Below are 25,992 nucleotides of genomic sequence, written 5' to 3'. Positions count from 1 at the left end.
CTGCGCAGGCGGACGAGCCGGTAGACCAGCGCGCTGCAGAACTGATTATCCTGTAACCTAAATTGAAAAATTGGCGGTGTGATCCAAACAACATTGCATTAGATCACCCCGGCGCGGCACAGTCCGGCGCCGCGACGGATCGGGCAGGGGCGGGCGAGGCCGGCAGATGAGACGGATTTCGGCGGCGGGATTGGTCGCCCTGTCGGCGGCGCTGGCCTCCGGGGACGGGCCGGTCGCGCAACCACTGCGCGCGGCGCAGAGTCAGGGAAGTGCCGCCGCAATGCCGGCGCCGTCGGACAGCTCGGCCCCGGGGGTTGCTCCGCAACAGCCGGCCCCGGCTCAGTCCCCCCAGACCCGGACGCCGCAGAATCCACCGGCCCAGGCGGCGGGCAGCGGAAGCGGCACCGCGTCCACGCCGCCGCCGCCGCGCGAGCTGACGCCCGCGGAGATCTCGGCGCTACAGAGCGTGATGACCGACCGTTCCGGCGGCGCGATTCTGACTCCGGGCAATGTCGGGGCGATCCGCAACCGGGTGATCGACGCCCAGAGCGCCGCCACCGCCGCCGGCTATTCGGACGAGCCGCCGCCGAAGGTCCGGCCCCGGCTGATGAGCGTGCAGCCCCAGGTGGACATGAGTGCGCCGCAGACCGTCCACCTCGCCTTCGGCATGGTGACGCCGATCACGATCCTCGATGCGGGCGGGCGGCCCTGGCCGATCACGGCCTCCGCCTACGACCCGCGCATGTTCTCGGTCGATGGCGGCGGCTGCGGCGGGCAGGCCGCCGCGCCGGGCGAGCGGCCGACCACGATCCACATCATGCCCTGCCGGGTCTCCACCTACGGCAACATCTCGATCACCCTGGAGAACTACCCCCTGCCGATCGTCCTGATCGTGAGGAGCGGCGGTCGTGGGGTCGAGGCGGTGGATCTGCCGGTCACGATCGAGGTGCGCGGGCGCGCTGCCCCCGCTCGCACCGCCGAAGCCGAGTCCGCCGCCCTGACGAGCGCCGCGATCCGGCCGCCGGACGCGCGCCAGATCCCGCCGGGCCGCCACACTGCTCTCGCGGCTGCGCCCGCGGGGCCGGTGCGCACCATCGCGGCGCGGTCGGGGCGCGGCGGGAGCGGACACGATCCCGACCGGCTGATGGACGATTTCGGCCTCGGCACGCCGCCGCGCGGTGCGGTCCGGCTCCAGGCCGACGACGCTGCCGTCACGGCCTGGAGCTACGGCGGCCGGCTCTACGTCCGCGGACCGGTCGTCGTGGTGAACCCGGTGCAGGACGCGATGGCCCAGACCCCGGACGGGATGCGGGTCTGGCGCTTCGACCGGCCGGTGCCGCGCCTCCTCGTCACCGACGCGGACGGGCGCGAGCGGGCCGTCACGATCGAGTTCTAGCGCATCGCCCCGAACGATGGCCGCCGGCTCATTCAAGAAAGCGATGTCTGTCCCAGATCGAGCCCGAAGCCGCCTACGCCCGCCGACGACGATCTGACGGCCATCCTCTTCGACGGACATCACGCCCTGATCGAAAAGGTTCACGAACTGGCCGAGCGCACGCCCTTCGGGAAGGGGTGAGCCTCCCTGACTTGTTGGTCACGAAACATCTTGAAGAAGCCGGAGAGTTCGTCGAACGACGCCCCGGTCGGTCAGGAAGACGGCAGAGAGGGCGATGCTGATCGCCGAAGGCGAAGGCGCGGTCCGGCAAGTAGTCGATCTGAAAGCCTCGTTGTTGATCGGGGTGGAAGGCGCAGTATCCGCTCCTCCAACGTGTCATCTCGCACATCCACGACGCTGGTCTCGAAGCATGATTTTTTCAAGCCGTTCTGCCCCCCCTCAGCGGCCCGATCCAACGGCGCAGCGGTCTTCGGACCCTGCGCCGTTGTCGCTTCTGGAGTCCTTTACGCAGAGTGGCCTCGGCACTCAGCGTAAAGGAGCACCGACGAAGGATCGTAGAGGGTCGCGGGTGCACTCCGTATGTGAGCCGCCTTGTTACCCCCTACCCGTATGGACTGTTCATTTCGCGCCGCTCGACCATGACACAAACGCCTCTTCTCGGCCGCAGCGTCATCGATGGAATGGGCACGATTGGCGATTTCGGGTCGGCAATGAAGCGGAAGCGCTGGATGAGCGTCGTCAGGATCAGGACAGCCTCGATCATGGCGAACCGGTTGCCGATGCAGATGCGCGGACCGCCGCCAAATGGCATGTAGGCGAAGCGGGGAAGCCGTTGGGCCAAACCCTGGTGCCACCGCTCAGGTCGGAACGCTTCCGGCTCGTCGAAGAACCGTGGGTCGCGATGCAGCACCCATGGGCTGATAAGGATCGGCGTTCCGGCTCGAACTTGGAAGCCGCCGATCTGACAGTCACAGCGCGCCTCGCGACCAACTGCCCAAGCTGGTGGATAAAGCCGCATGCTCTCGGTGATCGTATGCTCGGTGAAACGGAGGCGCGGTAAATCCTCGATCGTAGCTGCACGCCTACCAATGGCATCATCAATTTCTGCTGCCAGAATGCGTTCAATCTCCGGGTCGCAGGAGAGCAGATGGATCGTCCAGGACAGCACCAGGGCGGTCGTTTCGTGCCCGGCAAGGAGGAAGGTTATCACCTCGTCGCGAACCTGCTGGTCGGACATCGCCGCACCATCCTCGTCGCGTGCCCGCAGTAATACGGATAGGAAGTCAGCGGACGTCGCACTGGACGACCGCCGTTCGGCGATGATCCGAGCGACGATTGCGTCGATCCGCCGTAGTGCTCGGCGATAGCGAACGTGGCCGGGCAGCGGCACCGCGTCTGGGATGAGGATCGGGCGAACAACGCGTGAAGCAAGTTCGGCCAGGATGTCGTTGAGGGCGTCGTCGATGACGAGCACGTCCTCTTCGACCTCTGTGCCGAACAACGCCTTTGCTGCGATCCTAAGGGATAGAGCCATCATGTCGGCGTGCACGTCGCGTACATCACCGCCGCGCCAGCCCTCGGCCGTAAGCATGCTCTCACGGACCATCGCATCGGCGTAGCTTGCGAGCATTGGCCCTGCGAAGGCAGGTGCTGCCAGACGACGCTGCCGTTGCCAGAACGCCCCTTTGCTGGTCAGCAGCCCGTTGCCGAACAGCGCCGTCACCTGACGCCAGAAGTGCTCGTTCTTCGGGAAGTTCTGGTGCTCCTTGACGAGCACTCTCTCGATCTCACGCGGACAGGTGAGGACGAGCATCAACTGCCCCGCAGTGCGAAAGGCGACGACATCGCCGTACTGGCGCGAGCAGGCCGTCAGGAAGCCGAGAGGGTCGCGCGCGAAGCCGATCAGGCTTCCGAGGAGCGGCCAGCCCTTCGGACCTGGAGGCGAGGTATCGGTATAGACAGGCCGATCGAGATGGCTTGCCGGTTTGCTGTCCTTAAGCATGACCGAGACTCCAGCAGGAGCCCCTTGCCCATCCGGCGCTCTTTGATGTCTGTCGTCAAGCGCAAGGTGTCACCCTCTTACTTGAGCTTCTTCGCCACCTGACAGGCGGTGACCAAAGCAGCCGTCGCACTCGAACCATTCACAATCTCGACCCATCGGTCATCCAGGCGATCGGCCTCCATCTTCGCGACTGTGTCCCCCTCTCCGAGAATTTGGAAGACAAACTTGTCGCAGTTGGACCGCGCGGCGGTGTAGTTGATTGCCCCACCCATTGGCCCACCGGGGGCAACCTGTTGCTTGGTGACGTACCTTACGAACGGGCCGTCTTCGGCAATCACGTCGCGCATCGTGTAGGTGATCCGCTCGCCTTCTTTTCGATAGACGAACGGCTGGAACCCCGTAGGCGAAACGTACTCGACGGGTTTCTCTTTCTCGCAGGCCGACAAGATCAGGGCGAGAGCGGCAACAGTCAGTTTCAAACGCGCAGGCATGGCGGCCGTCCTCAGAGCGGTCGGACGGTAGGGTCAGTGCCTTAAAAGCGGGTTGATCTCACCGAGCGTTCCGGTTCGTCTCGGCGTTCCTCAATCTTCTTCGCGACCTTCACCGCTGAGGGCGCTCATCACTCCGAGCATCGCCCTGCGTGTTTCCAAATCCTGTCTCATGCCGCCCGATCCTCAACGCACTGCACTTTTACAGCGGACCGTCGCCCGCCGCGAGCGGTGGGGGGTGCTGCAAAACGAGACAGGTGAGGCGATGGCGGGTTGATGCCGAGCTAACCCGCGGACAGCATCCTGACCTAGAGCCGCGTTGCGTACTGGCTCTCCGCCGTGTGGACACGGCACGTCATGCCCCGCCAGCCCGTGAGCAGATCGGGCGGCGGGGCTGCTCATTGATTGTTAACCATGCCGCCCCCATCTCAGAGACATGCCGATCGCGATCCTGTCGCTTGATCGGACGCGGCCACGATGCTGGGATTGGGGTGACGCCGGATGTACGCGCACCCTTGTTCTGGCACCCGTGGCCGTTCGCGTTTCGACCCTCGCCTGGATGCTCTTGAAGTAGGTCAAGAGCTTACTCATCGCCCCGGAGCGGAACCTCGGGCGTGCTCTCGACGAGCAACTGGATCAACTTGGACCCGTTCTCCAGCATGATGGCAGGTGGCTCGCCGACGATGCTGCGCCAGTGCGAGACGAACTCCGCCTCTGGTAGATCGGCAAAGGCATCCAAGACTGCGGGTCCCGAGTCATCTGGCATGTCGTAGCTCCCGATTGGCCCGGGTTATACGAGCGTACTCGGTGTTCTGTTTCGCCGCGGCGTCGTTAGAGTAAACGGGATGTTAACGTACCTCTTGTTCCCGGAGCAGCGCACGGCGTCGTAGAAGATGCAGCGCGATCGAATTTCACTCCGGCCTGGTGAAACTTCGTTCGAGTAGACGGTCGCAGAACGCCGAGATCAGAGCTTCGACTGCAAACCACGGGCCTGTCCCTTCCTCGGTCACGACTACGATGACAGGATCGGGCCACCACGTGATGTGCCTGCAACTTCGTTCCAGGTATTATGCCGCTCTACGGGGACGCCTGAACCGAAGCACCTGATTTTTTTTAGACCCATAGGCCGACACGGCAGGTACTTCGCCAGGAACTCAATCTGTATCCATACTTACAAATCGCGCGATGAAAGAGATATGTTGCATCGCGAATAAATTTTGGCCTGCCAGCGAAAATTCTTAGTCAAACGCTGAGCGCATAGCTTGGAGAGACACGCAGGTTCGTTCTGTCTTCGAATTGCGCACGATATCGACAGTTCTTGGACGCGAGCGTATTATGGTGCGTTGCACCACACGATTATCGCGGCGCACAAACTCGTGGTTCAATCCCCCCATCGGTCGCCGTCCTGGGCCGACCACACCGGAGACGATCCATGCGCACGATCCAGCTTCTCGCCCTCGCCACCCTTGCGTCTCTCACCGCGGCGGGTTCCGCCGTCGCCGACGAGCGCGTCCACCTGACCCCGCCGCTCTTCCGTGAGCAGGCCCGCGCGACCGCGTCCGTGCGTCCGGCATCCGAGTTGACCACCACTCCCCATCTGACGGTCGCGGCTCCTGCGAGCCGTAAGGTTGTGGCCGAAGCCGCCGTTTCCGCGCGCTGAGTTTCAGCAGGTAGGACCCGTCCGTCGATCCGGACGTAGACGGGTTCTGCTCCGAGACGCAGCAATCGAGCTTCCTCAGCCCTACCAGCAAGGGCGCTGGCTGGGCTCCCCCTGCGACCAACTGCCCAGCTTAGGATCACCCGCTGTCGAGGACCGGTTGCCCTCCTGCCGCCTCATGCGGTCAGGAGTTTTTTGCTTGTTCAACCCTTTCTTCGCTTCCCTGCTGCTTGCGATCGAGGCTCAGCGGGTCATCGAACTGCGTCTGGTACGGCTCGCCTGGGGCGGTCAGGAAGGGTGGTCCGAGATGAACTCGATGGTGTTCGAGAAGATCGCGGCAGCCACTGAAGCAACCGCCGCGTTACTGACCGGCGTCACGCACGAGGCCGTGGTGGCCCGCTACCGTGAGCACGTGGCCGCGAACATCGAGCGTCTGAGTGCGTAGCCGCAGCCCCTACGCGCTGGGAAGCGCTTCGGCCGAGCCGGACCTGACGAAGCAGGTGTCGAACGCGTCGAGATCGTAGACGCGCCCGTTCATGCCCTGGATGGTCACGTCCTGCCGCCACGTCTCCGCAAGAGACCTCGCACGCTCCAGGGCAATTTCAGGCGAAGCGGTCTGGTAGGACAAAGGTCCGTCCGGCGTGCTCGTGCTGACGATGAACTTCATCACTGCTCCTGCGCGACCGGATGCGCTTCACATGGCGCGAGGGGGCGTCGTCGAGCACGGAGAATGCCACGGACGGGCGCCGCAGATAGCTCACGCCTTCTGTGTCCGAGCCAGCAGGATGGCGGTTCGCACGGCGCCGCATTTAAGGTCAGGATCAGCCTCGGCATCACTCACCACCTCGCTCACCCACGAACATTCCTCAACGGCCGCGGCAAGGTCGAGGATGCAGCCGTTCGCGATCGGGTACGCCGACGTTGTTGGATCGGCGAAGTAGGCTTCGATGGCGGAGTTCACGTGACGCGGCGTGACGGTCATGGTGCCGAAGAGCGCGCTGACGGTGGGGAGATGAGTCATCCGAGGTGCCCAACCCATCAGCCCCAGCTAAGATATAACGGTTGGCACCAAACAGGAGGCGGAAGTGCAGAAAAAGATCGCGCCTGACTCAACGATCGCAACGGTTTGGCCGCACCTCACACATCAACGAGATTACGTTGCTGGAGCGCGGCACAAGGCAAAGCAATGCTACGATAAGCATGGCAATGCGTTCGTAAAGATTGGAGTGACTGGCTCTGGTCAGAAACCGTGCTACAGGGTCTTCTACAGAACGACTGAAGGCGCAGAAGAAATTTTTGGCTCTTATTGGGATATGCATGCTCCCCTGGATAACGAGCATGCGCTCAACACCAACTGGAGCACCGCAGCGATGTCCTACGACGAGGTCCATACTCTGATGGTCGAGAAGCATTCTCCTCCTCAGAAAGCCACCGCAGGTCACACAACAACCCGCTAGAATAGCCGACTTGAGAAGTTCAGGCGGCGCGGTCGCGGACGTTTCCTACACCCACGTGGGATAGCTTGATCCCTTCGCTCGCCAACCACGTCGAGATTGATCGAAGGCTATCACCCGCGGCCCTGCGGTCCAGGATCGACGCGATGAACTCGAACTCGCCTTTGCGAGGCATGAGTACGGCGGCCTTGCCTTTCCCGATCACGTCGTAGCCGAACGGCCGGGAGCCGCCCACGTGCCCGCCTTTGGCGCTCTTGGCCTTCTTTCCGTCCTGCGTCCGGGCGTGAATGCGGGTGCGCTCGAACTCGGCGACCAAGGCCAACATACCGAAGAACATGCGGCTGGCGCCGTCGTTGGTCACGGGATCGACGCCCATGTCGATCAGGTAGAGGTTAATCCCGCGGGCCTTGAACCAGTCGGCCTGCGCCAGTGCATCGGTTGCGTTACGGAACACGCGGTCGAGCTTGGTGACGATCACGCTGTCGCCCTTCCCCAGGCTCGCGATCATGGACGCGCCGCCCTCTCGGTTGGCGAGAGGGATCGAGCCGGAGCAGACGTCCTCGAACAACGTAGGTCGATCGAGGCCCTTCAGGTCCGCGAGAGCGTTGATGCGGCGCTCCTGCTCCTGGAGCGACGTGCCATCCTCCTGACCGTCTGAACTTACGCGTCGATACCCATAGACCGCCATCTGTAAGCCCCTTTCTGTAACGCACAGACTTACAGGTGGGGTCGCCGAACCGTCAAGCTCTCACAACAGGCTTACAAATATGCCGACAACACAGCCCAGAACGTGGTTAACATGGTGTTCGTTTTAGCTTCTTAGCGATCGTCTCGAAATTTGGGATAGGGGAACCCGAGCGGGCTGCCGCCTAACAAGCCGCCTCTCCTTTCCGAAAGCGACGGTACGGTCAGTCACTCCGACGCCGACATTCAGCGCCCAGCCCGCAGCAGACTGACAATGGCCGCGTCCCGATCGATGTCCGACACTATGGCGTGCACGTCGGCAGCAAGCCCAGGCGGCAGCAGATCGGCGACGGCCGCCAATCGCTCGCGCAGGTGAGCCGTCGTACCCGGCCGGACCAGCGCGCATTCTCGTTTCTTGCCGCGCAGATCGTGCATGTACGTGCTCGCCCGCCGCAACCAGCGGCGCCCGTAATCACGACGACTTCGTGCCAGTCCTATCTCACGTAGACGAAGATAGTATCTCTCGATCTGATGTCCGTAGACGACGTCCAACAAGGTTCTCCGTAATAAATAATAGCACGATATTTATTCGGAGATCGAAATGGAACCACTTGTTGTCGATGATGCAAACAGCCTCGCCATCCAGCGTCTTCTAATCCGCTACCTAGCTGAAGCTCCGCCCTACATCGTTGGGCATATCGCGGGCGCCACGGTCATCGTCGAGCCGTCGCGACATCGCACCGGCTTGCCAGATGATGCCGAAGCTCGCCGCTACATCATCACCCACTGCAAGGAGCAGTGGAGCATCGTCGTCAGGTCCGTCTGGCGGAACCGGCAGCTACTAGCTCCCTCTGCGACCCACACGGTGATCGAGCAATACGATCACCTGGATAGCCGGTGCGACGAGGAGGCGAAGTACGCCGTCAACAAATGGCTTCGATCATTAGGTGGTATCTGATGGGGCTGTGCAGGGAGGCATGCTTCCCTGACCTCTACGTTGCTGTACGAGCGTGCTGGACCTGCCCGTGGTGCCACAACGAGCGAGGCTTCAGCCTACAATCCTAGCGCTGCTGGTGAGGGACGTCGTGCACCGGCAACAAGCCACTCGCGCAGCTTCGTGAAACGACGCTTTGTCTGGCCGCTCCGCACCGCCATGCCGATCGCCTTTCGCTGGCCGATCAGCACCACAAGCTGCTTACCGCGGGTTACGCCCGTGTAGAGCAGGTTGCGGGCGAGCATGTTGTAGTGCTGTGTGACGATCGGGATCACGACGGCCGGGTACTCCGAACCCTGGCTCTTATGGATCGTGGTAGCGAAGGCCGGAACCAGCGTGTCGAGTTCACCGAAGGGGTAGATCACCTCTCGCTCGTCGAAGGTGACGATCACCGCGCCTTCCTCGTCGTCGATGCGGGCCACCATGCCGAGGTCGCCGTTGAACACCTCGCGGTCGTAGTCGTTCTGCGTCTCCATAACCCGGTCGCCGGGCGCGAAGCGCCAGCCGAAGCGCTCGACCTGGGCCGGTGGATTCGGGTTCAGCACGCGCTGGAGTTCATGGTTAAGGTTGCGTGAGCCAAGCGAACCTCTCTGCATTGGCGTCAGCACCTGCACATCGCGCACGGGATCGAGCCCGAAAGTCCGTGGGATGCGCCTCGTGACGATCTCAATCAGCTTGGCGGCTCCGACCTCAGGGCCATCAATCTCGATCAGGTAAAAGTCGGCCTTCTCGCCGGGACTGGGTCTCTCAGGCATCTGGCCGTGGTTGATCCGGTGGGCGTTAACAATGATCCGGCTCTCGGCCGCCTGCCGGAACACCTCAGTCAGTCGGGCCACAGGCACGCGTTCGGACGCGATCACATCCGCCAGCACCTGCCCTGGTCCGACTGAGGGTAACTGATCCACATCGCCTACGAGAAGCAGACCTGCCCGTGGCGGCACCGCTTTCAGCAGCGCGTTCATCAACGGCACGTCCACCATTGAGGTCTCGTCGATGACGAGCAGATCGCAAACAAGCGGGTTCTCCTCGTCGCGTGTGAAGCCCCTGTACTTGGGGTCGATCTCCAGCAGGCGGTGAATGGTCTTTGCCTCCAGCCCGGTCTGCTCGGTCATCCGCTTGGCGGCACGGCCGGTCGGAGCAGCTAGAAGCACGTGCACGCCCTTGGCTCGGAGGATGCGCAGCACTGAGTCGAGCGTGCTGGTCTTCCCCACGCCGGGGCCACCTGTGATGACGCAGAGCTTGGAGGCGAGCAGCAGCCGGACCGCTTCTGCCTGCGATGGGGAGAGCGCCTTGCCGGTCTTCTGCTCGACCCAGGGCAGAGCCTTGTCGGGGTCGATTTCCGACCAGGGCGGCGTGTCAGACGCTCGCTCGATCAGCCGGTCGGCAATGCCGCGTTCGGCTGCGTGGAGGCCGCGTAAGAACACGCATGCCTGATCGCCGATGATGTCCTGTATGACCTCGCCGCCGCGCTCGATTTCCTCGGCCACCGCGGAGCGGATCAGGGCGGCCTCGACCTCCAGCAGCTTCTGGGCGAGTTCCGTCAGGCGAGCGACCGGCAGCGCGCAGTGCCCCTCATCCATGGCTGTCTGGAGGGCGAAGGATACACCAGCCCGGAGCCGTTGAGGCGCCTCCTTCGTCAGCCCTAGCTTCATCGCAATCGCGTCGGCCGTCTTGAAACCGATGCCGCGGATATCCCTGGCGAGACGGTACGGGTCCTCGGTCATGACCTTGATCGAGTCGTGGGCGTAGGTCTTATAGATGCGAACTGCCCGTGCCGTGCCGACGCCATGAGCGTGCAGGAACAGCATGATCTCCCGCACCGCCTTTTGCTCAGCCCAGCCGCGCACGATCCGCTCGGCGCGCTTTGGGCCGATGCCACCGACCTCCATCAGGCGGTCGGGCTCGGCCTCAATGATCTCGAAGGTGCCCTCTCCGAACAGGGCCACGATCCGTTTTGCCATCGCCGGGCCGATGCCGCGCATGTAGCCGGAGGCGAGGTACTTCTCGATGCCCTCTACGCCGGTAGGCGGCGTCGCTTTCAGTGTGTCGGCCTTAAACTGGAGGCCATGCTGCCGATCGGTGAACCAGATGCCGATGGCGGTGATCCACTCGCCTGCTCCGATCGCAGGCGCATGCCCGACCACGGGAACGAGATCGCGTTTGCCGCGGGCCTGTACCTTGAGCACGCAGAAACCAGTCTCGGCATTGTGGAAGGTAACACGCTCGACTGTCCCGGCAAGCGTCTCGACGGGGGCGCTGGCTCCGAACTGCTTAGGTCTCGCCCGCTCGTTCACCTGCGTGCCTACGCTCTGCACTGTCCACCGTATGGCAGTGGTGGAAAGATCATACCAGACGCGGCGCCAATTTTCCGCAAGCCCCGACGAGGAGACAGTCAGCAAGCTCGAACGTCAACGAGCGAATCCAACGAGGCTGGTGAGGGGCGGACCGCCCTTTGGACGTAGGGACGACAACTCAACATGAACGGGTCTGGCCTTAGCGGCGGCGCACAACGGCGATAGCTGATGCCCTCGTGGGCGGTGGCTGGGATCGCTCCTACAGAAACGGAACGGTGCCCTTCCACCGGCCACAATGTTCACTATATGTTCTAAAATCCGAAAAAAGTGCTGCGCCCTCGGACGCTTGTCGTCGTATCACACAAGGAGCGTCAGCTATGAGGATCGATGCATCGGCAACCGTTGATTCGGGTTCAGATTCGATCCTGAACCAGCCCCCGCCCCACCGTGGCAATTGGAAGATGGTAAAGCAGGGTTTCAGCTTCGCACGCTTCGTGCTCGTAGTCTCAAGTCTCAGTCCATTGTTCGTGCTGTGGGGCATCCGCGGAACGAACAGTGTGGAGGACAAATATTGGGCTCCAATTTGTGCCTCCCTCTTTATACTGCCGAATCTTTTTCTATGGCTCATGGTCGGACGGACCAAAAAATCAAACAACAACATTACGTTCAAAATTAGAAACCCCCGGGACCAGCGAGAGCATTTGTTGGTCTATCTTTTTGCTATGCTGATCCCTTTATATGACGCGAATATGGGTGGCGCTCGCGATCTCGCTGCCGTCTCTGTGACCTTCATCTTTGTCGCATTTTTGTTCTGGCACTTAAAATTGCACTATATGAATTTGATATTTGCCATAAAGGGCTATCACATTTTCACAGTTGATGTGCAGATAGCTTCACAAGGCGACTCGCCAAACTTCAGTACCTATGCTGTTATCTCTAAAAGGCAACGGCTGGAGGAAGGCATGACCCTGGTGGGCCTTCGGCTGGGCGGAAATGTTGTCCTGGATACTGCAAAGACATGATCGAGAAAGAGTTTGATTTTTCTTCAATCAAATCATATCAACTGGGGGTCAGCTTATACTCAGGCGAGAAATATTTGGTTCCTGTTGATAATAGCGTTAACTCCGCTTTTGCCGATATGCTCGCGCGAACGACAGGGGCCATAAACGCGCGATCTGGCGATTGGGAAGAATTCTCGCTGTCTCAGGACTATGGAAATACAGAGCGTGTATACGCCCTGCGGTCTGAGGCCATATTTAAGGAACTATCAGACCTTCATCAGGTACAAGTATATCCTGATATGGCGAATTTTACAGAAAACGCGACAAGCATTGATTTCTATTTCGTTGTTTTTCACGATGGAAAAGACAGAAAGATCGTGGGTGCCCGCAAGGCAACACAGCTAAAGAGCACGCTCGGAGCAAGAAATAGACTCGTTCAGATAATCGATAACACGATGTTTATAATTGAGAATCCTGTATTCAGGTTTGACAAAGAATTTGACGGGATCATATGCGATGGGAATATATACTTCAATAATTTTCTCAATATGGAGTATATTGCAAAAATTACCAATAAGGTTGCCAAGGCTGCCGAGCAGAAAATACCCATTATTGCAGATCAAATAAAGTTTCTTGATTTCTCAGGATTCGTCGATAAGATTGAAGACCACCCGAGGACCGCTCGGTTACTTGTTGCGATAAGCAAGAGACCTAACCTGGACAAGTATGACCAAGCAGAAATTGTTGCTCAAGCGGAGGCGCAGGGTGTTGGGTTTGTTAATAAAGGGGAGCCCTGCCTTAGATGCCGCGTCGCTGATAAGCATAAGCTGCTTGAAGTTTTAGACGATCGGCGATGGATTTCGAGAAATACGACGGATGAGGCTGTGCCATACAGGGCTTCCAGCCGTCAGAGGTCGAAATCTTAGTCAGAATGTATGCTGCCGGACCCCGGAACGCTGTCAGGAGCGATCCATGAACCGCCAGCCAGACAGGCCCCCTACCACGAATGCGATCAGGTGGAGCGTGATCCAGACGACCGCGCGGCGGAACACCCACAACACGGCGATCAGCATCAGAACCTCAATCATCCGCGAATCTCCTTGATCCGCTGAAAGGCGGCGCAAACGGCCTGGAAGCTCGCCGTAGCCGCCGCTTTCTTCTCTGGCAGCCAGCGGTCCGGGTGATGATGTTGGAGCAGTGCCCGACGTGCCGCGGCTACAACGACGGTATGAGCAGTCGCTGCGAGCCCCACGCTGCGGTAGAGCTTGTCCTCCTCGTCGTCCTCAATCGCTGCGAGCCGACCCTGAAGCTGGTCGATCCATGCGCGCGCAGTCGCCAGATCGTGCCGCATCGTCTCGATCTGAGTGCGAGCCTCGGCAAGCTCGATGCGTGCGAGTTCGTGCTTTCGATGTAAGGCCGAGTCACCCGCCTCGACGCCGAGGACCCCATCGAGCAGACGCAGGTTGCGGCGGGTGATGTCGGCAAGCCGTTCGAGGTCCGGGCGGACGGCCGCAAGCTGCGCGGGCGTGTATCGGCCGAAGTTCAGTTCATCGATTTCGAGGATCATCGCGGTAGCACCAGAGCCGGAAGCAGGTTGCCGGTGCCGACGACGATACCGCGGGTATCCCGTGTCACATCGGCACGATGATCGTACTGGCCGACCAAGAGGCCGCGGGCGTCGCGAGCGACTGTCCTCTTTGTGTGGTATTGCGCCTCGACGCGACTGACGATGACGCCGCGCTTGTCGCGGATGATCTCGACTGCCGCGGGATGCTGGTACGCGGGTGCATCCATCAGGCCGCCTCCTCCGCGACAGTCTCAAGCCTCTCCAGGTCGTTTGCCGGAGGCTCGTCGGCCTCGACACCCCATCCTGTGTTATCAGGTTCAAAAAAGTTGAAGAAGTTTAGTATCTTCGCCGCTGCGGCGACCATACTCCGTTCGTCCGGAGCGTGGTCGTAGAGAGCGATACCGCAAGCCGCCAGCTTGCGCCGCACGACGGCGGCGCGCTCCTGATTCACCCTAGAGTTGTTTCGGGCGTAGAGACCTTCGAGCAAAAAGCCGTGTGTGGTGGCGCGTAGTTCGGCAATGACGCCCGGCCCCGGCGCTGCTGGCCGGTACTCAATGTAGAGGTAGTTGCCGAGGTAGACCTGCCCAACCTTGGTCTTGAGGCAGTTCGCGTACCGCCGGGCCGCATCCGACAACGCTTCGGCCGATCCAAGGATGACGAGAGTCGGGTCACCGTGGGTGTCGAGTGAGCGCGGCAACCTATCGAAACGATGGCTCCACCACCGAAACAGGGTTGAGCGATGGTCGTCCGGCTTGAGCCTCGCCAGAGAAGACCGGATCGCCTCATCGGTGGCGCCTGAGCAGCGTGCACGGACGTAGGCCAGGGATGCGTTGAGTTCCGCGACCTGCTCGGTTTCGTGGACGAGCGCAACGAACGCCGGGTGCAGCAGCACGGGGTCAAGCAGGCTGACGATCTCGATCTGCGCGCCGACAAGGCTACCAGCCATCTGGCCGAGCACCTTGACCCGCCGCCTGTCGGCCGGGGCCTCCGAGCAGAACAGGCGCTGAAGCTCCCGGTAGGTCTCCGGAGCCCCAACAGGGTCATGCCCGAGCCGCTGCATGGCGCCGAGCAGGCCGTCCGGCACGGTGCCGAAGAGGGCGCGCACGAAATCGCGTGGGCGACGAAGAAGCAGGATGGCCCGGCCGATCACGGCCGCATCGCTTTGGCCTAGAGCATCGCGATCCTCAATCGCTCGGCGGAAACGGCTGGCGATCTCGGCCTGTCCGAGCCAGTCGAAGCTCGCCAGCACCAGGAACACGGCCTGCCGACGTGTCGGTCCGAAGTACAGGGTTGAGGCCAGCAGACCAGGACAGGCACAGTCGAGAACGATGGCTCGATCGAGCGCCCAGCCCGAGTAAGTTTTGGGGATAAGATGCTGACGAGCGGCCGACGAGGAGGCGGTATTCGGTAGCTGCATTCTGCGATGCTGCCTCAAATCCGCAATCTCGCAAGCCAAATCCGTGATATCGAGTAAGGCGAGTGCTTCAGCTAACGACCAACGCGGCTGGAGCGCCACGGGTGTCTATGAAACGGCCGTGGGGTCAGTTCTGCGATTGCCGCTACGATTAGCACCTGCGTATCGTCGCTCAGCGACGCAACTGCACCGGATCAACGTCCCGGATGGCAATTCCTGATTTTCAGACACTGATGTTGCCCGTCTTACGCGAGGCCGCGGCGGGCGAGGTGCGCATCGGCGATGTCGTCGAGCGCCTAGCTGAGTCGTTCAACCTGACACCCGAGGAGCATTCACATCTTCTACCGTCCGGCCGCCAGACGACCTTCGCCAATCGCGTGCATTGGGCCAAAAGCTATCTTGGTAAGGCCGGGCTCATCGAACTCACGCGCCGTGCGCACTTCCAGATCACCTCTCGTGGCCGCGAGGTGCTGAACCAGCCTCCTGAGCGCATCGACATCAGGTTCCTCACGAGGTTCCCCGAGTTCCAGACATTCCGCTCTGCTCAGGATGATGGTGACACTCAGGGCGAGGCCGCGGCGGAGGCGGGCGGAGCTTCCTCCAGCCTCACACCTGATGAGGTAATGCGGGCGGCTGGACGGCAGCTTGAAGCGGCACTCGCGAGCGAACTGCTCCAACGTGTTTTGGCAGGGACACCGGCCTTCTTCGAGAGCCTTGTCGTGCGCTTGCTGATCGCGATGGGCTATGGCGGCTCGGTTAACGACCTAGACCGTGCTCTTGTCGGCAAGTCAGGTGATGGCGGGGTGGATGGCGTTATCGACCAAGACCCACTCGGGCTCGATCGCATCTACGTGCAGGCGAAGCGCTACGCGGCGGACAACAACGTCGGGGCCTCAGCCATCCGCGACTTCTTCGGCAGCCTCGATCGTTTTAAGGCGACGAAGGGCCTGTTCGTGACGACCTCCTCCTTTTCGTCAGCCGCTCGGGAGACCGCCGACCTTTTGAGCAAGCGCATCGTGCTCATCGACGGCCCGCAACTTGCCCGTCTCATGATCCGTCACAGCGTCGGCTGCCGCGTCGAAGAGACGTTGACGATCAAGAAGCTCGATGAGGAGTTCTTCGACGGGTAGTCGGCGTCTCTGAATGAAATCTACTATCACGACAAGCCAAACTCGGTCGGCACTACAAGCAAGCGGGAAGAAATGGGCCTTAGGATCGCACCGCAGATCATGGAAGCACTTGTTCAGGTGATCTCCGGAGGTCCTGGGGTCGGCGAGTTCAAACCGATCGGCATCTACCGGAGCGGTCCGCAGATCGCGAGCTTTCTACGGGCCTGCGGGGCGGAGGTTGTCACGCAAGGATCGCGATTGCCTTCTCTCCACGCGTCGCTGGAGAAGGTACTGGAGCGATCTGACGCTGAGGTCGTCCTGAACAACATCGTTGAGGCCGCGGCTAACCCTGCCGATTTCCGTGACACTGAGCATCATGAACAAGTTATAGCATACCTAAATGCCCGTCTTCAGGCGAATGGGTTGGTACTACGCCTGTTTGATGGAAGGATGCGATGTCTTCCTGCAACGCAGTCAGGACCGGCTTCAGCAGGCTTAGCTCAGCGCATTGCCATCTTCCGCTTCGACACCGTGCAAGCCGATCTGGAAAGAGCATTAGAAAACTGTACGAACGATCCAGAAGATGCGGTGACCTCCGCCTCGTCATTACTGGAGAGTCTTTGTCGTTCAATACTCATTGAGATGGACAAATCTCTCCCTGAAAAGCGCGATCTCAGTTCCCTCTACAAGGCAGTTCGAGGACCACTAGCGCTCGACGCAGGGCGTGACGACCTTCCGGCCGAAATATCGAACGATGTGCGTTCGATCTTGAGCGGTTTGACCACGGTCGTTCAAGGAGTGGCTGCGCTGAGGACCCATGCCGGTGATGCCCATGGTCGGGAACGGGGGCATCCCAAGATTGACGCCCGTATTGCCCGACTTGCCCTGCATACATCGAGCGCTGCTGCGCTCTTCCTGTTAGAGACTTGGGAGAAACGGACAGGTCGGGCGCTACCTCAGCACCACTGACACTCGGCTAGTTCTTGATCGGTCATCCAAGATCGATCTCGGCACCGTCCCACCATCATGACGGACGCTTCCACATCTGGTGCGTCGTGCCTCGGAGGTTGCTGATTGCATTCAAACAACGCTCTGGCCGACCGTGCTGCAATATTCTCCAGCATCCTTCGGCGGCAGGCTCTTCGCCGCGAGGCTCAACTCCCACTGCTCAACGTGCGGACCGAGTACGAGCGTGCCGTCGAACAGGCTCGGTGGCGGGCGCATGTCGAGACGTATGGAGAAGCCATTCGCGCCCAGGTTCTTGCAGAGCTTCGCACCAAAAATGGGCCTCAGTTCGGACGCAGCGTGGGCGGTCTGTGGACGGTCCGCCTTCTGACGGAGAAGCGGCTCCGAGAAATGTTCGACGGCCTGGAGGTTAAAGCCGATAGCCCAAACCTGATGCGTCTTGCCCGTCGTTCAGGGGATGGTTTCCGACCTGTAGCAGCCACACTCGATCGCCTCGACCTACCACTTCCTGTAAGGCCGGGACACAGGATCGTTCCGCGGTCGCTACAAGCCGACTGACTGTAGAACCCGACTGCTGGGCTTAGACGGCAGGCCGTCTCTCGACGATTGTCGTGTCAACCACGTCCGCAGGTTCGTAGAACCAACGAGCCACTGCTCCGGCCGCAATCGCACCTGCAATCGGCGCCAGCCAGAACAGCCACAGTTGCATGACATATTCGCCGCCTGCGAACAAAGCTGGTCCCGTGCTACGGGCTGGGTTGACCGATGTGTTGGTCACAGGGATCGAGATCAGGTGAATTAGCACGAGGGCGAACCCGATCGGAATCCCAGCAAAACCTATCGCTGCGCCCTTCGACGTCGTTCCAACGATGATGAAGATGAAGAAGAAGGTCGTCAGGACCTCGATGATGAGGCAGGCGGCAAGGCTGAATTTGCCAGGGCTGAGATCGCCGTAGCCGTTCGAGGCAAAACCGTTCGGGACCCAGCCCGCCTTTCCCGAGGCGATCAGGTAGAGGATTCCGGCGCCGACGACGGCACCGATGACTTGAGCAACGATGTAGGGCAGGACATGTCGGTTCGCGCATCGCTGGGCCGACCAGAGCCCAAGCGTCACGGCCGGGTTGAAGTGACCGCCCGAGATATGGCCCACCGCATAGGCCATCGTAAGCACCGTGAGGCCGAAGGCAAAGGCGACACCGAGGAAGCCGATGCCGAGTTCCGGAAATGCGGCGGACAGAACGGCGGCACCGCAGCCGCCGAAGGTCAGCCAGAACGTGCCGAAGAACTCGGCGGTCGCCCGGCGTATCGTATCATGATCCATCTCGAAACCTCGCCATGCATGTGTCCGCGAAGTGCTCATGATGAGCCAGTTCCAGAGGCTCACTCAATACAGCGCAAGGCCCAACTGACTGCGCCAGCATCGACCGAAACGCATTAAACGACACTCGCACGGACAGGCTTCGGCGGCAACAACTGATGTGTGATGTATCTCAAAGTTATGACTTTTATCGAATTGACATTTGCCCGATTTAACTTACAGACTAAATCGTCAGATTGTCGATGTTGTGGGGTCGCGAGGCGGCAGAGCGCCAACGCCGAAATTCGCCTCCCACCCGCTGCGGACTTCGTGCGCAAGTACAGGGTGCTGAGGTCCGGCTACTACAGTTTATCCCAACGATCGAACGCGCATGCGCAAAAAAGGGCCGCCCGCAGGCGGCCCCGCCGTCCATTCTAGGCCGTCGCTTACCAGCCGTAGCCGTCGCCGTAGCCACCGTAGACAGGCGCGTAGCCGTAAGCCGGGGCATACCCGTAGCCACCGTAGTAGCCGACCGGACGTCCGTAGCCGTAACCGCCGTAGCCATAGGAGTTGGCGGCGATCGCTCCCGCTGCGAGACCAGCAATACCCAGGCCGATCGCTGCGCCCGGTCCAATGCCGCGACGGTAGCCATAGCCGCGGTATCCGTAGCCGCCATAACCGCGACGGAAGCCAACGCCGCGATATCCACCGTAGCCACCACGGTATCCGTAGCCGCCGTGATAGCCACCGTAGCCACCGCGCCATCCAGCTTCCGCCGGAGTCACGGAAGCAGCCATCGAGCCGAGGCCGAGCATGGCGGCGGCGGTAAGAACGAGATGACCCTTACGCATGAAGCTTCCTTCGAAGATGAGATAATTCGGTCCAACAGGGCCAGAGGGGAGCGGTTCCGGCTACATACCCTCACCCGGTTGTCGCACGGTCACCCAGAAGAACCCGCGGCGCTCTGGAAGGATGGTCGTCAGCGTCTCGCGCTATTACATGGATGCGCCGTGGACGTTCCGAGTGAGATCAGTCGCGTGGTCGTTGTCAGATCAGCACCTCTGCGGCGCTCAGCGGCAGGCGCTCTCGTGGTCATCGTGATCCTGAGCGGGGCGATGGTCCTGCCGGAGGCTGTCACGAGCGTTGGCCTCCTCCAGGCCGCGGACGACCCTGTGCAATTGACGGAACTCCGACTGCCAGCGGTCGCCACGGAACAGCGGATCGCAGCAGAGATCGACGACGCTTTGAGCAAGGGCGACGACGATCTCGCCCGCAGCTTCCTCGATCTCGCCGCGGCCCAAGGCTTAAAGGTTGATGCTGATCGCCGCGCAAAACTCGGATCGCTGGTCACACCGTCCGAAGACGATGCCGGAGAGAAGTTCCTTGATGGTGTCACCTCCGGCGCTGCCGACACATGGTCGGGCATGGCAGGCGCGCTCACCGCCGACATCGTTGGCATCGGTGATGTGCGAGACCTCTGGCAGGAAGGCGGCAAGCTGATTCAAGGCGAGCCCTACGACAAGGTCATCCTTGGCCTCTCAACGGCTGGCCTCGCGTTGACCGGCTTCACGGTCGCCGCTCTCTTGCCGAGTGGCGGCGGCAGCATCGCGGCCAAGGCGCCTGCCGCCCGAGGATTGGGGCTGCTGAAGGCCACTCGCCGTGCGGGCCTTCTGTCGCGCGAACTAGCCGGAAAGCTCACCGGAATGGCTGTTTCGGCCATGGATACGGTCGCGCTGAAGGAGGCCGTGGCGGCTGCCCGTGTCTTCGACCTATCCGCGGCTCGGCTGGCCGCTCAGAGGGCGATCCGCCCTGGTGCCCTGCGCACGATCTCCTCCATCGGTGACGATATGGTCGCGCTTGAAGCTCGGGTTGGTCAGCGAGGTGCGGCTCAGGCTCTTGGTGTTGCGCGAGATGTAGGGGAACTCGGTCGCGCTCGGCGCTTGGCACAAGGCATGGGTGGCAGGACACGGGCGGCGCTCAAGCTGCTAGGATCGGCCGCACTCGTCCTAGGCGATGTCGTGGGCCTGCTGCTTCAGGCCGTCTGGCTGGCCGCGGGATGGATGGTGATGGCTGCGCTGGCGGCACGAAGGCTCGGGCTGACGATCGGGCGCGTCATCTGGGGACCTAACCCGGTTCGGCGGGCGGCGCTCTGATCGTCCTAGCTTCGCGGTGTGTAGCGAGATGCTGCGCAGTTCGTCTTCGAGTAAATCCCGCCGTGAAGCACGGATGCGCAGCAAGCGAGGCCGAAGGTGGATCGACGGTGTGGAATCCAGTGTGGATTATGAGCCGATATCAGCCGATTCGAGCCGACCCAGGCCGGATTTCACACAAGCCTGAACACTCCGAGATAGACATAAACCCGTGTAATTGCAGGGAATTAGGTGGAGCGGGCGATCGGGATCGAACCGACGACATTCAGCTTGGGAAGCTGACGTTCTACCACTGAACTACGCCCGCATCCGGCTGCTCGCGAAGCGCTCCGCGAACCGGAGGGTGCTGCCGAGGGACCGGAGGTCCGGGGCTGCACCGAGCTTCAGTTTCATACGGGATGGCCGGCATCTGTCCACCCCAAAAATGCGGCGGACGTTACGGCCGCGTCGGCGTCCCGGCCTCGCGGCCGGCGATCAGCCAGTAGACGAGACCGGAGACGGCCCCGGTCACGAGGAGGATTGCGGAGAGGCGCGCCTCCGCCGCCAGGGCGGGACCGGAGGGCGGGATGCCGCCGCGGGCGAGCCAGGGCAGGAGCGCGGTGAGCGCGCCCGTCGCGCCGCCGTACCAGACGGGCGAGCGCAGCCCGAGCGTCTCGCCGATCAGGGCCGCGAGCGTGGGCGGCAGGATGAGCAGAAGGCCGAGCGCCTGGATCAGCACGAGGATCGCCATCACCGCCATCTCCGGCGGGAGGCCCTGCGCGAGATCCGACAGGCCGGCGAACAGACCGACGAGACCGAGGCGGCCGAACGCGTCGCGCAGACCCGGATCGAGGAGCACGCCGGCACCGAGCGTCAGCGCCCCGGCGGGAATCGCCATCACAAGGGCGAAGGCCGCCAGGAGGAGGCGTCCCAGCATGCGCATCGGCCGCTCCGTTCGTCATCCCCTGCGCGCTCCGCCGGGGCCGGAGCGGCTCGGCCGGGGACCGGTGAGCCGAACGGGCTTTTCGATAGCGCCGGTGCGGGCCGCCGGGCAACCGTCATCGCGGGCCGCAGCCGCCCGCCTCCTTTGTCCGACGAGGCAGATGCCGATCAGCAGTCGAGCGTGGTGTCGCGCTCCCACTGCGTCAGGTGGCGGCAGTAATCGTCCCATTCCTGGCGCTTGAGCTTGGAGTAGCTCGGCACGAAGGCGCCCAGCGCCTCGTTGAGCACCGGGCTCGCCTCGAGGGCGCGCAGGGCATCGAGCAGGTTGAGCGGCAGGCGCTTGACGCCCTCGACCGTGTGCCCGTCGGTGTACATGTTGATGTCGAGACGCCGGCCCGGATCGCGCCGCTCACGGATGCCGTCGAGGCCGGCGGCGAGGATGCCCGCCTGGAGCAGGTAGGGGTTGGCCGCGCCGTCCGCGAGGCGGAACTCGAAGCGCCCGCCGTCCGGAATGCGGATCATGTGGGTGCGGTTGTTGCCCGTATAGGTCACGGTGTTGGGGGCCCAGGTCGCGCCGGAGGTGGTGCGCGGCGCGTTGATGCGCTTGTAGGAGTTCACGCAAGGGTTCGTCAGGGCGGCGAGCGCGTCGGCCGAGTGGATCAGGCCGCCGATGAAGTGGTAGCCGATCTGCGACAGGCCGATCTCGTCCGAGCGGTCGGCAAACACGTTCTGGCCGTCGCGCCAGAGCGAGACGTGGGCGTGGCAGCCCGAGCCCGTGAGATCCATGAAGGGCTTGGGCATGAAGGTCGCGCGGAAGCCGTGCTTCTCGGCGATCGAGCGGGTCATATACTTGAAGAACGCGTGCCGGTCGGCGGTGATCAGCGCGTCGTCGTAGTCCCAGTTCATCTCGAACTGGCCGTTCGCGTCCTCGTGGTCGTTCTGGTAGGGCTTCCAGCCGAGGCTCAGCATCGCGTCGCAGATCTCGGTGATCACCTCGTAGCGGCGCATCAGGGCGGACTGGTCGTAGCAGGGCTTGGTCTGCTTGTCGGCGGTGTCGGCGGGCTCCGAGCCGCAGGGCGTGATCAGGAAGAACTCGCACTCGACGCCGCTCTTCATCTGAAGACCTTCGCGGGCGGCCTCCGCGATCAGGCGCTTGAGGATGTTGCGCGGGCCCTGCTCGACCGCCTTGCCGTTCATCACGAGGTCGGCGGGCAGCCAGCCCACTTCCGGCTTCCAGGGCAGCTGGATCAACCCTTCCGCATCGGGCATGGCCAGCAGGTCGGCGTCGGCGGGGCTCATGTCGAGCCAGGTCGCGAAGCCGGCAAAGCCCGCGCCGTTGCGGCAGGTGCTGCCGATGGCCGCCGCCGGCACCAGCTTGGCGCGCTGGGTGCCGAACAGGTCGGTGTAGGACACGAGGAAATACTTGATGCCGCGCTCCCGGGCGGCGGTTTCGAGTTCGTGCGTCATTGCAAGAATCCTCCCGGTGTCATCGGACCCTCGTTGGTCCCCCCCCAAGAAAAAGGGCCGCCCAGAAGCTGTCGGGGTCGGCCCTCGCACGTCAGATGCCGGTCTTGCCGGGGATCCAGCCGGTGCCGGCGAGCGGCACCTGAGCCATCGCCGCGGCCTCGATGGTGAGCGCCACCAGATCCTCGGGTTCGAGGTTGTGCAGGTGGCTCTTGCCGCAGGCCCGCGCGATGGTCTGAGCCTCGAGCGTCATCACGGCGAGGTAGTTGGCGAGCCGGCGGCCCGCGAGTTCCGGATCGAGCCGCTTGGCGAGTTCCGGATCCTGCGTGGTGATGCCGGCGGGGTCGCGGCCCTCGTGCCAGTCGTCGTAGGCGCCGGCCGTGGTGCCGAGCGCCTCGTACTCCGCCTGCCAGCGGGGATCGTTGTCGCCGAGCGCGATCAGCGCAGCGGTGCCGATGGCCACCGCGTCGGCGCCGAGCGCCAGCACCTTGGCCACGTCGGCACCCGAGCGGATGCCGCCGGAGACCACGAGCTGCACCTTGCGGTGGAGCCCGAGATCCTGAAGCGCCTGCACGGCGGGGCGGATCGCGGCGAGCGTCGGGATGCCGACATGCTCGATGAACACGTCCTGCGTCGCGGCGGTGCCGCCCTGCATGCCGTCGAGCACGACCACGTCGGCGCCGGACTTCGCGGCGAGCGCGGTGTCGTAATAGGGGCGGCTCGCGCCGACCTTGACGTAGATCGGCTTCTCCCAGTCGGTGATCTCGCGCAGCTCCTCGATCTTGATCGCGAGGTCGTCCGGCCCGGTCCAGTCCGGGTGGCGGCAGGCGGAGCGCTGATCGACGCCCGGGGGCAGGCAGCGCATGCCGGCCACGCGCTCGGTGATCTTCTGGCCGAGCAGCATGCCGCCGCCGCCGGGCTTGGCGCCCTGGCCGATGACGACCTCGATCGCGTCGGCCTTGCGCAGGTCGTCCGGGTTCATGCCGTAGCGCGAGGGCAGGTACTGGTAGACCAGGGTCTTGGAATGGCCGCGCTCCTCCGGCGTCATGCCGCCGTCGCCCGTGGTGGTGGAGGTGCCGGCGATGGTGGCGCCGCGCCCGAGCGCCTCCTTGGCGTTGGCCGAGAGCGAGCCGAAGCTCATGCCGGCGATGGTGACCGGCGTCTTCAGGTGGATCGGCTTCGAGGCGAAGCGCGCGCCCAGGACCACCTCGGTGCCGCAGCGCTCGCGATAGCCCTCGAGCGGGTAGCGGCTGATCGAGGCACCGAGGAACAAGAGGTCGTCGAAATGTGGAAGCGCGCGCTTCGCCCCGGCGCCGCGGATGTCGTAGATGCCGGTCGCCGCCGCGCGGCGGATCTCGGACATCACGTCGGGGGTGAAGGTCGCCGACAGGCGCGGCTTGGTGCGCGGAGGCTGGCGGTGATCCGTCATCAGTAGGCTCCGGCGTTGTCGACGTGGAAGTGGTAGAGGGTGCGGGCCGAGCCGTAGCGGCGGAACTCGCTCGGGCTCACCTCCCCGGCGAGGCCGGCGGCGGCGAGCTTGTCGGCGAGTTCCCTGAGGTGCTCGTCGCGCATCTCTTTCTCGACGCAGTCGGCGCCGAGGCTTTTGACCGAGCCGCGCACGTAGAGCTTCGCCTCGTAGAGCGAGTCGCCGAGCGCCTCGCCGGCATCCCCGAGGACGGTGAGCGTGCCGGCCTGGGCCATGAAGGCCGACATGTGGCCGATCGAGCCCTTCACGACGATGTCGACGCCCTTCATCGAGATGCCGCAGCGGGCGCCCGCGTTGCCGTCGATGATGAGCATGCCGCCATGGGCCGTGGCGCCGGCCGACTGGCTGGCATCGCCCCGCACGTGGACGAGGCCGGAGATCATGTTCTCGGCGACGCCGACGCCCGCATTGCCGTTGACGAGAACGGTGGCGAGCTTGTTCATGCCGGCGCAGTAATAGCCGACATTGCCCTCGATCTCGACGGAGACCGGCGCGTCGAGCCCGGCGGCGATGGCGTGGCGCCCGTCCGGACCGGTGACGGTCCAGTGGGTCTCGTTGGTTTCCGGCCGCAGGGCGTGCAGGGCCCGGTTCAGTTCGCGCAAGGGCGCGGATCGAAGGTCGAAGCTCGGCATCACTGGCGCTCCCCGGAGGCGTGGTTGCTGGCGCGTTCCCACGCGTAGACCTTGGCCGGCTCGGGCTCGAACACGCGGGCGGTGTCGATGCCGGGCAGGCCGACCAGCGCCCGGTACTCGGAGCCGAAGGCGACGTAGTCGTCGGTCTCGGCCATCACGGCGGGCTTGCAGGCGATGGGGTCGCGCACCACGGCAAAGCCCGTCTCGGTGCCGACCACGAAGGTGAAGAAGCCGTCGAGGTCGGTCAGGCTCGATTCGAGCGCCTGCTTCAGGGAGGCGCCCTCGCGCATGCGCCAGCTGAGATAGCCGGCGGCCACCTCGGTGTCGTTCTGGGTGGCGAAGCTCAGGCCCTCGTGCCGGAGGCGGCGGCGCAGGTCGTTGTGGTTCGACAGCGAGCCGTTATGGACGAGGCACTCGTCGGTGCCGGTCGAGAACGGGTGGGCGCCGTTGGTCGTCACCGCGCTCTCGGTGGCCATGCGGGTGTGGCCGATGCCGTGGGTGCCGGACATGTTCTCCAGGGCGAACCGCTCGGCCACGGAGGCCGGCAGCCCGACCTCCTTATAGATCTCCATGCGCCGGCCCGCGCTCACCACGTCGATGCCGGGGGCGTTCTCCTTGAGCCAGTCGCGGATCTCTTGCTCGCGCTCGGCGGGCACAGCGAGGACGGTGTGGGTGTCGCGCTCGGTCGCTTCGGCCGAGAGGGCCAGCGCCTGCTCCAGCCCCGCGACCGCTTTGCGCAGAGCTTCCGGGCCAGGGCCGCGCAGGGTCAGCTTCACGCTGCCCGTGTCCGACACGCCGTCCGAGCCGTAGACCGCGAAGCCCGCGCTGTCGGGGCCGCGATCGGTCATCGTCTCCAGCATTTTGGAGAGCATCGCGCCGAGTTGCGGTTCAAGCTTCGGATTTTTGAGGAATAGTCCGACAATACCGCACATCGGCGTCGCCCCGTCCGTTCGATCACTGTCGAGAGGGATCGCACGGTGACCCGCCGGCGTCAACTTTCAAGCAATAAAATTTCT

At 63.0% G+C, this 25,992-nt stretch carries 29 protein-coding genes and 1 tRNA gene; 10 read left to right on the top strand and 20 right to left on the bottom strand.

What is annotated here, in order from left to right; all coding sequences use genetic code 11:
- Positions 1-469: 469 nt before the first annotated feature.
- Complete coding sequence (locus BY998_RS04620; RefSeq protein ID WP_181425428.1) at positions 470-1,396, top strand: DotH/IcmK family type IV secretion protein; 927 nt, start codon at positions 470-472, stop codon at positions 1,394-1,396.
- Between the two features lie 601 nt (positions 1,397-1,997).
- Here the strand turns inward: BY998_RS04620 and BY998_RS04615 are convergent.
- From BY998_RS04615 to BY998_RS04605, 3 genes are all read right to left on the bottom strand, one after another.
- Positions 1,998-3,398: a cytochrome P450 gene (locus tag BY998_RS04615; RefSeq protein WP_110350452.1), complete on the bottom strand. Its 1,401-nt coding sequence runs from the start codon at positions 3,396-3,398 to the stop codon at positions 1,998-2,000.
- Between the two features lie 77 nt (positions 3,399-3,475).
- A complete protein-coding gene (locus BY998_RS04610) occupies positions 3,476-3,889 on the bottom strand; it encodes a hypothetical protein (RefSeq protein ID WP_110350451.1) in 414 nt (137 codons plus the stop codon).
- Positions 3,890-4,469: 580 nt separating this feature from the next.
- Positions 4,470-4,625 carry a hypothetical protein gene (locus tag BY998_RS04605; protein WP_245421479.1) on the bottom strand — a complete coding sequence of 52 codons (156 nt, stop codon included), beginning with the start codon at positions 4,623-4,625 and terminating at the stop codon, positions 4,470-4,472.
- A 693-nt stretch (positions 4,626-5,318) separates the two neighbouring features.
- Here BY998_RS04605 and BY998_RS04600 point away from each other — a divergent pair.
- Positions 5,319-5,546, top strand: a complete 228-nt coding sequence (locus tag BY998_RS04600; protein ID WP_110350449.1) for a hypothetical protein — start codon at positions 5,319-5,321, stop codon at positions 5,544-5,546.
- 196 nt (positions 5,547-5,742) lie between these two features.
- Positions 5,743-5,988 (top strand): hypothetical protein, encoded by a 246-nt coding sequence (locus BY998_RS04595; RefSeq protein WP_110350448.1) that lies wholly within the window; start codon positions 5,743-5,745, stop codon positions 5,986-5,988.
- Between the two features lie 9 nt (positions 5,989-5,997).
- Here BY998_RS04595 and BY998_RS04590 read toward each other — a convergent pair whose 3' ends face one another.
- Together BY998_RS04590 and BY998_RS04585 are read right to left on the bottom strand one after the other, a co-directional pair.
- Positions 5,998-6,210: a hypothetical protein gene (locus tag BY998_RS04590; protein WP_110350447.1), complete on the bottom strand. Its 213-nt coding sequence runs from the start codon at positions 6,208-6,210 to the stop codon at positions 5,998-6,000.
- Between the two features lie 90 nt (positions 6,211-6,300).
- The gene (locus BY998_RS04585) at positions 6,301-6,564 is read right to left on the bottom strand and encodes a hypothetical protein (protein WP_110350446.1); all 264 of its coding nucleotides are present in this window, start codon (positions 6,562-6,564) and stop codon (positions 6,301-6,303) included.
- A gap of 64 nt (positions 6,565-6,628) precedes the next feature.
- Here BY998_RS04585 and BY998_RS23900 point away from each other — a divergent pair, with 64 nt between their 5' ends.
- Complete coding sequence (locus tag BY998_RS23900; protein WP_146221749.1) at positions 6,629-7,000, top strand: hypothetical protein; 372 nt, start codon at positions 6,629-6,631, stop codon at positions 6,998-7,000.
- A gap of 19 nt (positions 7,001-7,019) precedes the next feature.
- Here the strand turns inward: BY998_RS23900 and BY998_RS04580 are convergent, their stop codons facing one another.
- Both BY998_RS04580 and BY998_RS04575 read right to left on the bottom strand, forming a co-directional pair.
- The gene (locus BY998_RS04580; RefSeq protein ID WP_110350445.1) at positions 7,020-7,685 is read right to left on the bottom strand and encodes a recombinase family protein; all 666 of its coding nucleotides are present in this window, start codon (positions 7,683-7,685) and stop codon (positions 7,020-7,022) included.
- A gap of 242 nt (positions 7,686-7,927) precedes the next feature.
- A complete protein-coding gene (locus BY998_RS04575) occupies positions 7,928-8,116 on the bottom strand; it encodes a hypothetical protein (RefSeq protein WP_110350444.1) in 189 nt (62 codons plus the stop codon).
- Between the two features lie 166 nt (positions 8,117-8,282).
- On the opposite strand from BY998_RS04575, the gene BY998_RS04570 reads away from it, so the two are divergent.
- Positions 8,283-8,639, top strand: a complete 357-nt coding sequence (locus BY998_RS04570; RefSeq protein ID WP_110350443.1) for a hypothetical protein — start codon at positions 8,283-8,285, stop codon at positions 8,637-8,639.
- A gap of 95 nt (positions 8,640-8,734) precedes the next feature.
- On the opposite strand, the gene BY998_RS04565 is transcribed toward BY998_RS04570, so the two are convergent.
- Positions 8,735-10,969, bottom strand: a complete 2,235-nt coding sequence (locus BY998_RS04565; RefSeq protein ID WP_110350442.1) for an ATP-dependent RecD-like DNA helicase — start codon at positions 10,967-10,969, stop codon at positions 8,735-8,737.
- Positions 10,970-11,346: 377 nt separating this feature from the next.
- Between BY998_RS04565 and BY998_RS23895 the strand changes: the two genes are divergently transcribed.
- Together BY998_RS23895 and BY998_RS04560 are read left to right on the top strand one after the other, a co-directional pair.
- The gene (locus BY998_RS23895) at positions 11,347-11,991 is read left to right on the top strand and encodes a hypothetical protein (RefSeq protein WP_146221748.1); all 645 of its coding nucleotides are present in this window, start codon (positions 11,347-11,349) and stop codon (positions 11,989-11,991) included.
- Entirely contained in the window at positions 11,988-12,896 is a 909-nt protein-coding gene (locus BY998_RS04560; protein WP_110350441.1) for a Kiwa anti-phage protein KwaB-like domain-containing protein, read from the top strand. Before BY998_RS23895 ends, BY998_RS04560 begins: the two co-directional genes overlap by 4 nt.
- 33 nt (positions 12,897-12,929) lie before the next feature.
- Here the strand turns inward: BY998_RS04560 and BY998_RS24995 are convergent, their stop codons facing one another.
- The 4 genes from BY998_RS24995 to BY998_RS04545 are packed head-to-tail and all read right to left on the bottom strand — an operon-like array spanning position 12,930 to position 14,954.
- The gene (locus BY998_RS24995) at positions 12,930-13,058 is read right to left on the bottom strand and encodes a hypothetical protein (protein WP_280952882.1); all 129 of its coding nucleotides are present in this window, start codon (positions 13,056-13,058) and stop codon (positions 12,930-12,932) included.
- Positions 13,055-13,537, bottom strand: a complete 483-nt coding sequence (locus BY998_RS04555) for a molecular chaperone DnaJ (RefSeq protein WP_110350440.1) — start codon at positions 13,535-13,537, stop codon at positions 13,055-13,057. The genes BY998_RS24995 and BY998_RS04555 overlap by 4 nt, the downstream gene beginning before the upstream one ends.
- Entirely contained in the window at positions 13,534-13,764 is a 231-nt protein-coding gene (locus BY998_RS04550; RefSeq protein WP_110350439.1) for a hypothetical protein, read from the bottom strand. The genes BY998_RS04555 and BY998_RS04550 overlap by 4 nt, the downstream gene beginning before the upstream one ends.
- On the bottom strand, positions 13,764-14,954 hold the full coding sequence (locus BY998_RS04545; protein ID WP_110350438.1) for a hypothetical protein: 1,191 nt from the start codon (positions 14,952-14,954) through the stop codon (positions 13,764-13,766). The genes BY998_RS04550 and BY998_RS04545 overlap by 1 nt, the downstream gene beginning before the upstream one ends.
- 203 nt (positions 14,955-15,157) lie before the next feature.
- Between BY998_RS04545 and BY998_RS04540 the strand changes: the two genes are divergently transcribed.
- Together BY998_RS04540 and BY998_RS04535 are read left to right on the top strand one after the other, a co-directional pair.
- Positions 15,158-16,081, top strand: a complete 924-nt coding sequence (locus BY998_RS04540; RefSeq protein ID WP_110350437.1) for a restriction endonuclease — start codon at positions 15,158-15,160, stop codon at positions 16,079-16,081.
- A gap of 99 nt (positions 16,082-16,180) precedes the next feature.
- Positions 16,181-17,029, top strand: a complete 849-nt coding sequence (locus tag BY998_RS04535; RefSeq protein ID WP_181425427.1) for an abortive infection family protein — start codon at positions 16,181-16,183, stop codon at positions 17,027-17,029.
- Between the two features lie 577 nt (positions 17,030-17,606).
- Here the strand turns inward: BY998_RS04535 and aqpZ are convergent.
- Complete coding sequence (gene aqpZ / locus BY998_RS04530; RefSeq protein ID WP_110350435.1) at positions 17,607-18,347, bottom strand: aquaporin Z; 741 nt, start codon at positions 18,345-18,347, stop codon at positions 17,607-17,609.
- A 422-nt stretch (positions 18,348-18,769) separates the two neighbouring features.
- The gene (locus tag BY998_RS04525) at positions 18,770-19,174 is read right to left on the bottom strand and encodes a hypothetical protein (RefSeq protein ID WP_110350434.1); all 405 of its coding nucleotides are present in this window, start codon (positions 19,172-19,174) and stop codon (positions 18,770-18,772) included.
- 237 nt (positions 19,175-19,411) lie between these two features.
- On the opposite strand from BY998_RS04525, the gene BY998_RS04520 reads away from it, so the two are divergent.
- Positions 19,412-20,476, top strand: a complete 1,065-nt coding sequence (locus BY998_RS04520; RefSeq protein WP_110350433.1) for a hypothetical protein — start codon at positions 19,412-19,414, stop codon at positions 20,474-20,476.
- Positions 20,477-20,705: 229 nt separating this feature from the next.
- Here the strand turns inward: BY998_RS04520 and BY998_RS04515 are convergent.
- The 6 genes from BY998_RS04515 to BY998_RS04490 all read right to left on the bottom strand — a co-directional run bounded on the left by BY998_RS04515 (position 20,706) and on the right by BY998_RS04490 (position 25,908).
- Positions 20,706-20,780, bottom strand: a tRNA-Gly gene (locus tag BY998_RS04515).
- Between the two features lie 129 nt (positions 20,781-20,909).
- Positions 20,910-21,395: a hypothetical protein gene (locus BY998_RS04510; RefSeq protein ID WP_110350432.1), complete on the bottom strand. Its 486-nt coding sequence runs from the start codon at positions 21,393-21,395 to the stop codon at positions 20,910-20,912.
- Between the two features lie 167 nt (positions 21,396-21,562).
- Positions 21,563-22,861 (bottom strand): type III glutamate--ammonia ligase, encoded by a 1,299-nt coding sequence (gene glnT, locus BY998_RS04505; protein ID WP_110350431.1) that lies wholly within the window; start codon positions 22,859-22,861, stop codon positions 21,563-21,565.
- A gap of 91 nt (positions 22,862-22,952) precedes the next feature.
- Positions 22,953-24,287 carry an FMN-binding glutamate synthase family protein gene (locus BY998_RS04500; RefSeq protein ID WP_110350430.1) on the bottom strand — a complete coding sequence of 445 codons (1,335 nt, stop codon included), beginning with the start codon at positions 24,285-24,287 and terminating at the stop codon, positions 22,953-22,955.
- Positions 24,287-24,976, bottom strand: coding sequence for a protein glxC (locus BY998_RS04495; protein ID WP_110350429.1), 690 nt, complete (start codon positions 24,974-24,976; stop codon positions 24,287-24,289). The genes BY998_RS04500 and BY998_RS04495 overlap by 1 nt, the downstream gene beginning before the upstream one ends.
- Positions 24,976-25,908, bottom strand: coding sequence for a glutamine amidotransferase family protein (locus BY998_RS04490; protein WP_110350428.1), 933 nt, complete (start codon positions 25,906-25,908; stop codon positions 24,976-24,978). Before BY998_RS04490 ends, BY998_RS04495 begins: the two co-directional genes overlap by 1 nt.
- Positions 25,909-25,992 lie beyond the last annotated feature (84 nt).

The organism is Methylobacterium sp. B4 (genome assembly GCF_003201865.1).
GTDB lineage: Bacteria > Pseudomonadota > Alphaproteobacteria > Rhizobiales > Beijerinckiaceae > Methylobacterium.
Note: the sequence above shows the minus strand (reverse complement) of the source record. Positions and strands in the feature narration are given on the sequence as shown.

Excerpts from the sequence above, each read along its gene's own strand:
- BY998_RS04620 (WP_181425428.1), top strand. The coding sequence starts at position 470 with ATGACCGACCGTTCCGGCGGCGCGATTCTGACTCCGGGCAATGTCGGG.
- BY998_RS04615 (WP_110350452.1), bottom strand. The coding sequence starts at position 3,398 with ATGCTTAAGGACAGCAAACCGGCAAGCCATCTCGATCGGCCTGTCTAT.
- BY998_RS04610 (WP_110350451.1), bottom strand. The coding sequence starts at position 3,889 with ATGCCTGCGCGTTTGAAACTGACTGTTGCCGCTCTCGCCCTGATCTTG.
- BY998_RS04600 (WP_110350449.1), top strand. The coding sequence starts at position 5,319 with ATGCGCACGATCCAGCTTCTCGCCCTCGCCACCCTTGCGTCTCTCACC.
- BY998_RS04590 (WP_110350447.1), bottom strand. The coding sequence starts at position 6,210 with ATGAAGTTCATCGTCAGCACGAGCACGCCGGACGGACCTTTGTCCTAC.
- BY998_RS04585 (WP_110350446.1), bottom strand. The coding sequence starts at position 6,564 with ATGACTCATCTCCCCACCGTCAGCGCGCTCTTCGGCACCATGACCGTC.
- BY998_RS04580 (WP_110350445.1), bottom strand. The coding sequence starts at position 7,685 with ATGGCGGTCTATGGGTATCGACGCGTAAGTTCAGACGGTCAGGAGGAT.
- BY998_RS04575 (WP_110350444.1), bottom strand. The coding sequence starts at position 8,116 with ATGCACGATCTGCGCGGCAAGAAACGAGAATGCGCGCTGGTCCGGCCG.
- BY998_RS04570 (WP_110350443.1), top strand. The coding sequence starts at position 8,283 with ATGGAACCACTTGTTGTCGATGATGCAAACAGCCTCGCCATCCAGCGT.
- BY998_RS23895 (WP_146221748.1), top strand. The coding sequence starts at position 11,347 with ATGAGGATCGATGCATCGGCAACCGTTGATTCGGGTTCAGATTCGATC.
- BY998_RS04560 (WP_110350441.1), top strand. The coding sequence starts at position 11,988 with ATGATCGAGAAAGAGTTTGATTTTTCTTCAATCAAATCATATCAACTG.
- BY998_RS24995 (WP_280952882.1), bottom strand. The coding sequence starts at position 13,058 with ATGATTGAGGTTCTGATGCTGATCGCCGTGTTGTGGGTGTTCCGCCGC.
- BY998_RS04555 (WP_110350440.1), bottom strand. The coding sequence starts at position 13,537 with ATGATCCTCGAAATCGATGAACTGAACTTCGGCCGATACACGCCCGCG.
- BY998_RS04550 (WP_110350439.1), bottom strand. The coding sequence starts at position 13,764 with ATGGATGCACCCGCGTACCAGCATCCCGCGGCAGTCGAGATCATCCGC.
- BY998_RS04545 (WP_110350438.1), bottom strand. The coding sequence starts at position 14,954 with ATGCAGCTACCGAATACCGCCTCCTCGTCGGCCGCTCGTCAGCATCTT.
- BY998_RS04540 (WP_110350437.1), top strand. The coding sequence starts at position 15,158 with ATGGCAATTCCTGATTTTCAGACACTGATGTTGCCCGTCTTACGCGAG.
- BY998_RS04535 (WP_181425427.1), top strand. The coding sequence starts at position 16,181 with ATGGAAGCACTTGTTCAGGTGATCTCCGGAGGTCCTGGGGTCGGCGAG.
- aqpZ (WP_110350435.1), bottom strand. The coding sequence starts at position 18,347 with ATGGATCATGATACGATACGCCGGGCGACCGCCGAGTTCTTCGGCACG.
- BY998_RS04525 (WP_110350434.1), bottom strand. The coding sequence starts at position 19,174 with ATGCGTAAGGGTCATCTCGTTCTTACCGCCGCCGCCATGCTCGGCCTC.
- BY998_RS04510 (WP_110350432.1), bottom strand. The coding sequence starts at position 21,395 with ATGCGCATGCTGGGACGCCTCCTCCTGGCGGCCTTCGCCCTTGTGATG.
- glnT (WP_110350431.1), bottom strand. The coding sequence starts at position 22,861 with ATGACGCACGAACTCGAAACCGCCGCCCGGGAGCGCGGCATCAAGTAT.
- BY998_RS04500 (WP_110350430.1), bottom strand. The coding sequence starts at position 24,287 with ATGACGGATCACCGCCAGCCTCCGCGCACCAAGCCGCGCCTGTCGGCG.
- BY998_RS04495 (WP_110350429.1), bottom strand. The coding sequence starts at position 24,976 with ATGCCGAGCTTCGACCTTCGATCCGCGCCCTTGCGCGAACTGAACCGG.
- BY998_RS04490 (WP_110350428.1), bottom strand. The coding sequence starts at position 25,908 with ATGTGCGGTATTGTCGGACTATTCCTCAAAAATCCGAAGCTTGAACCG.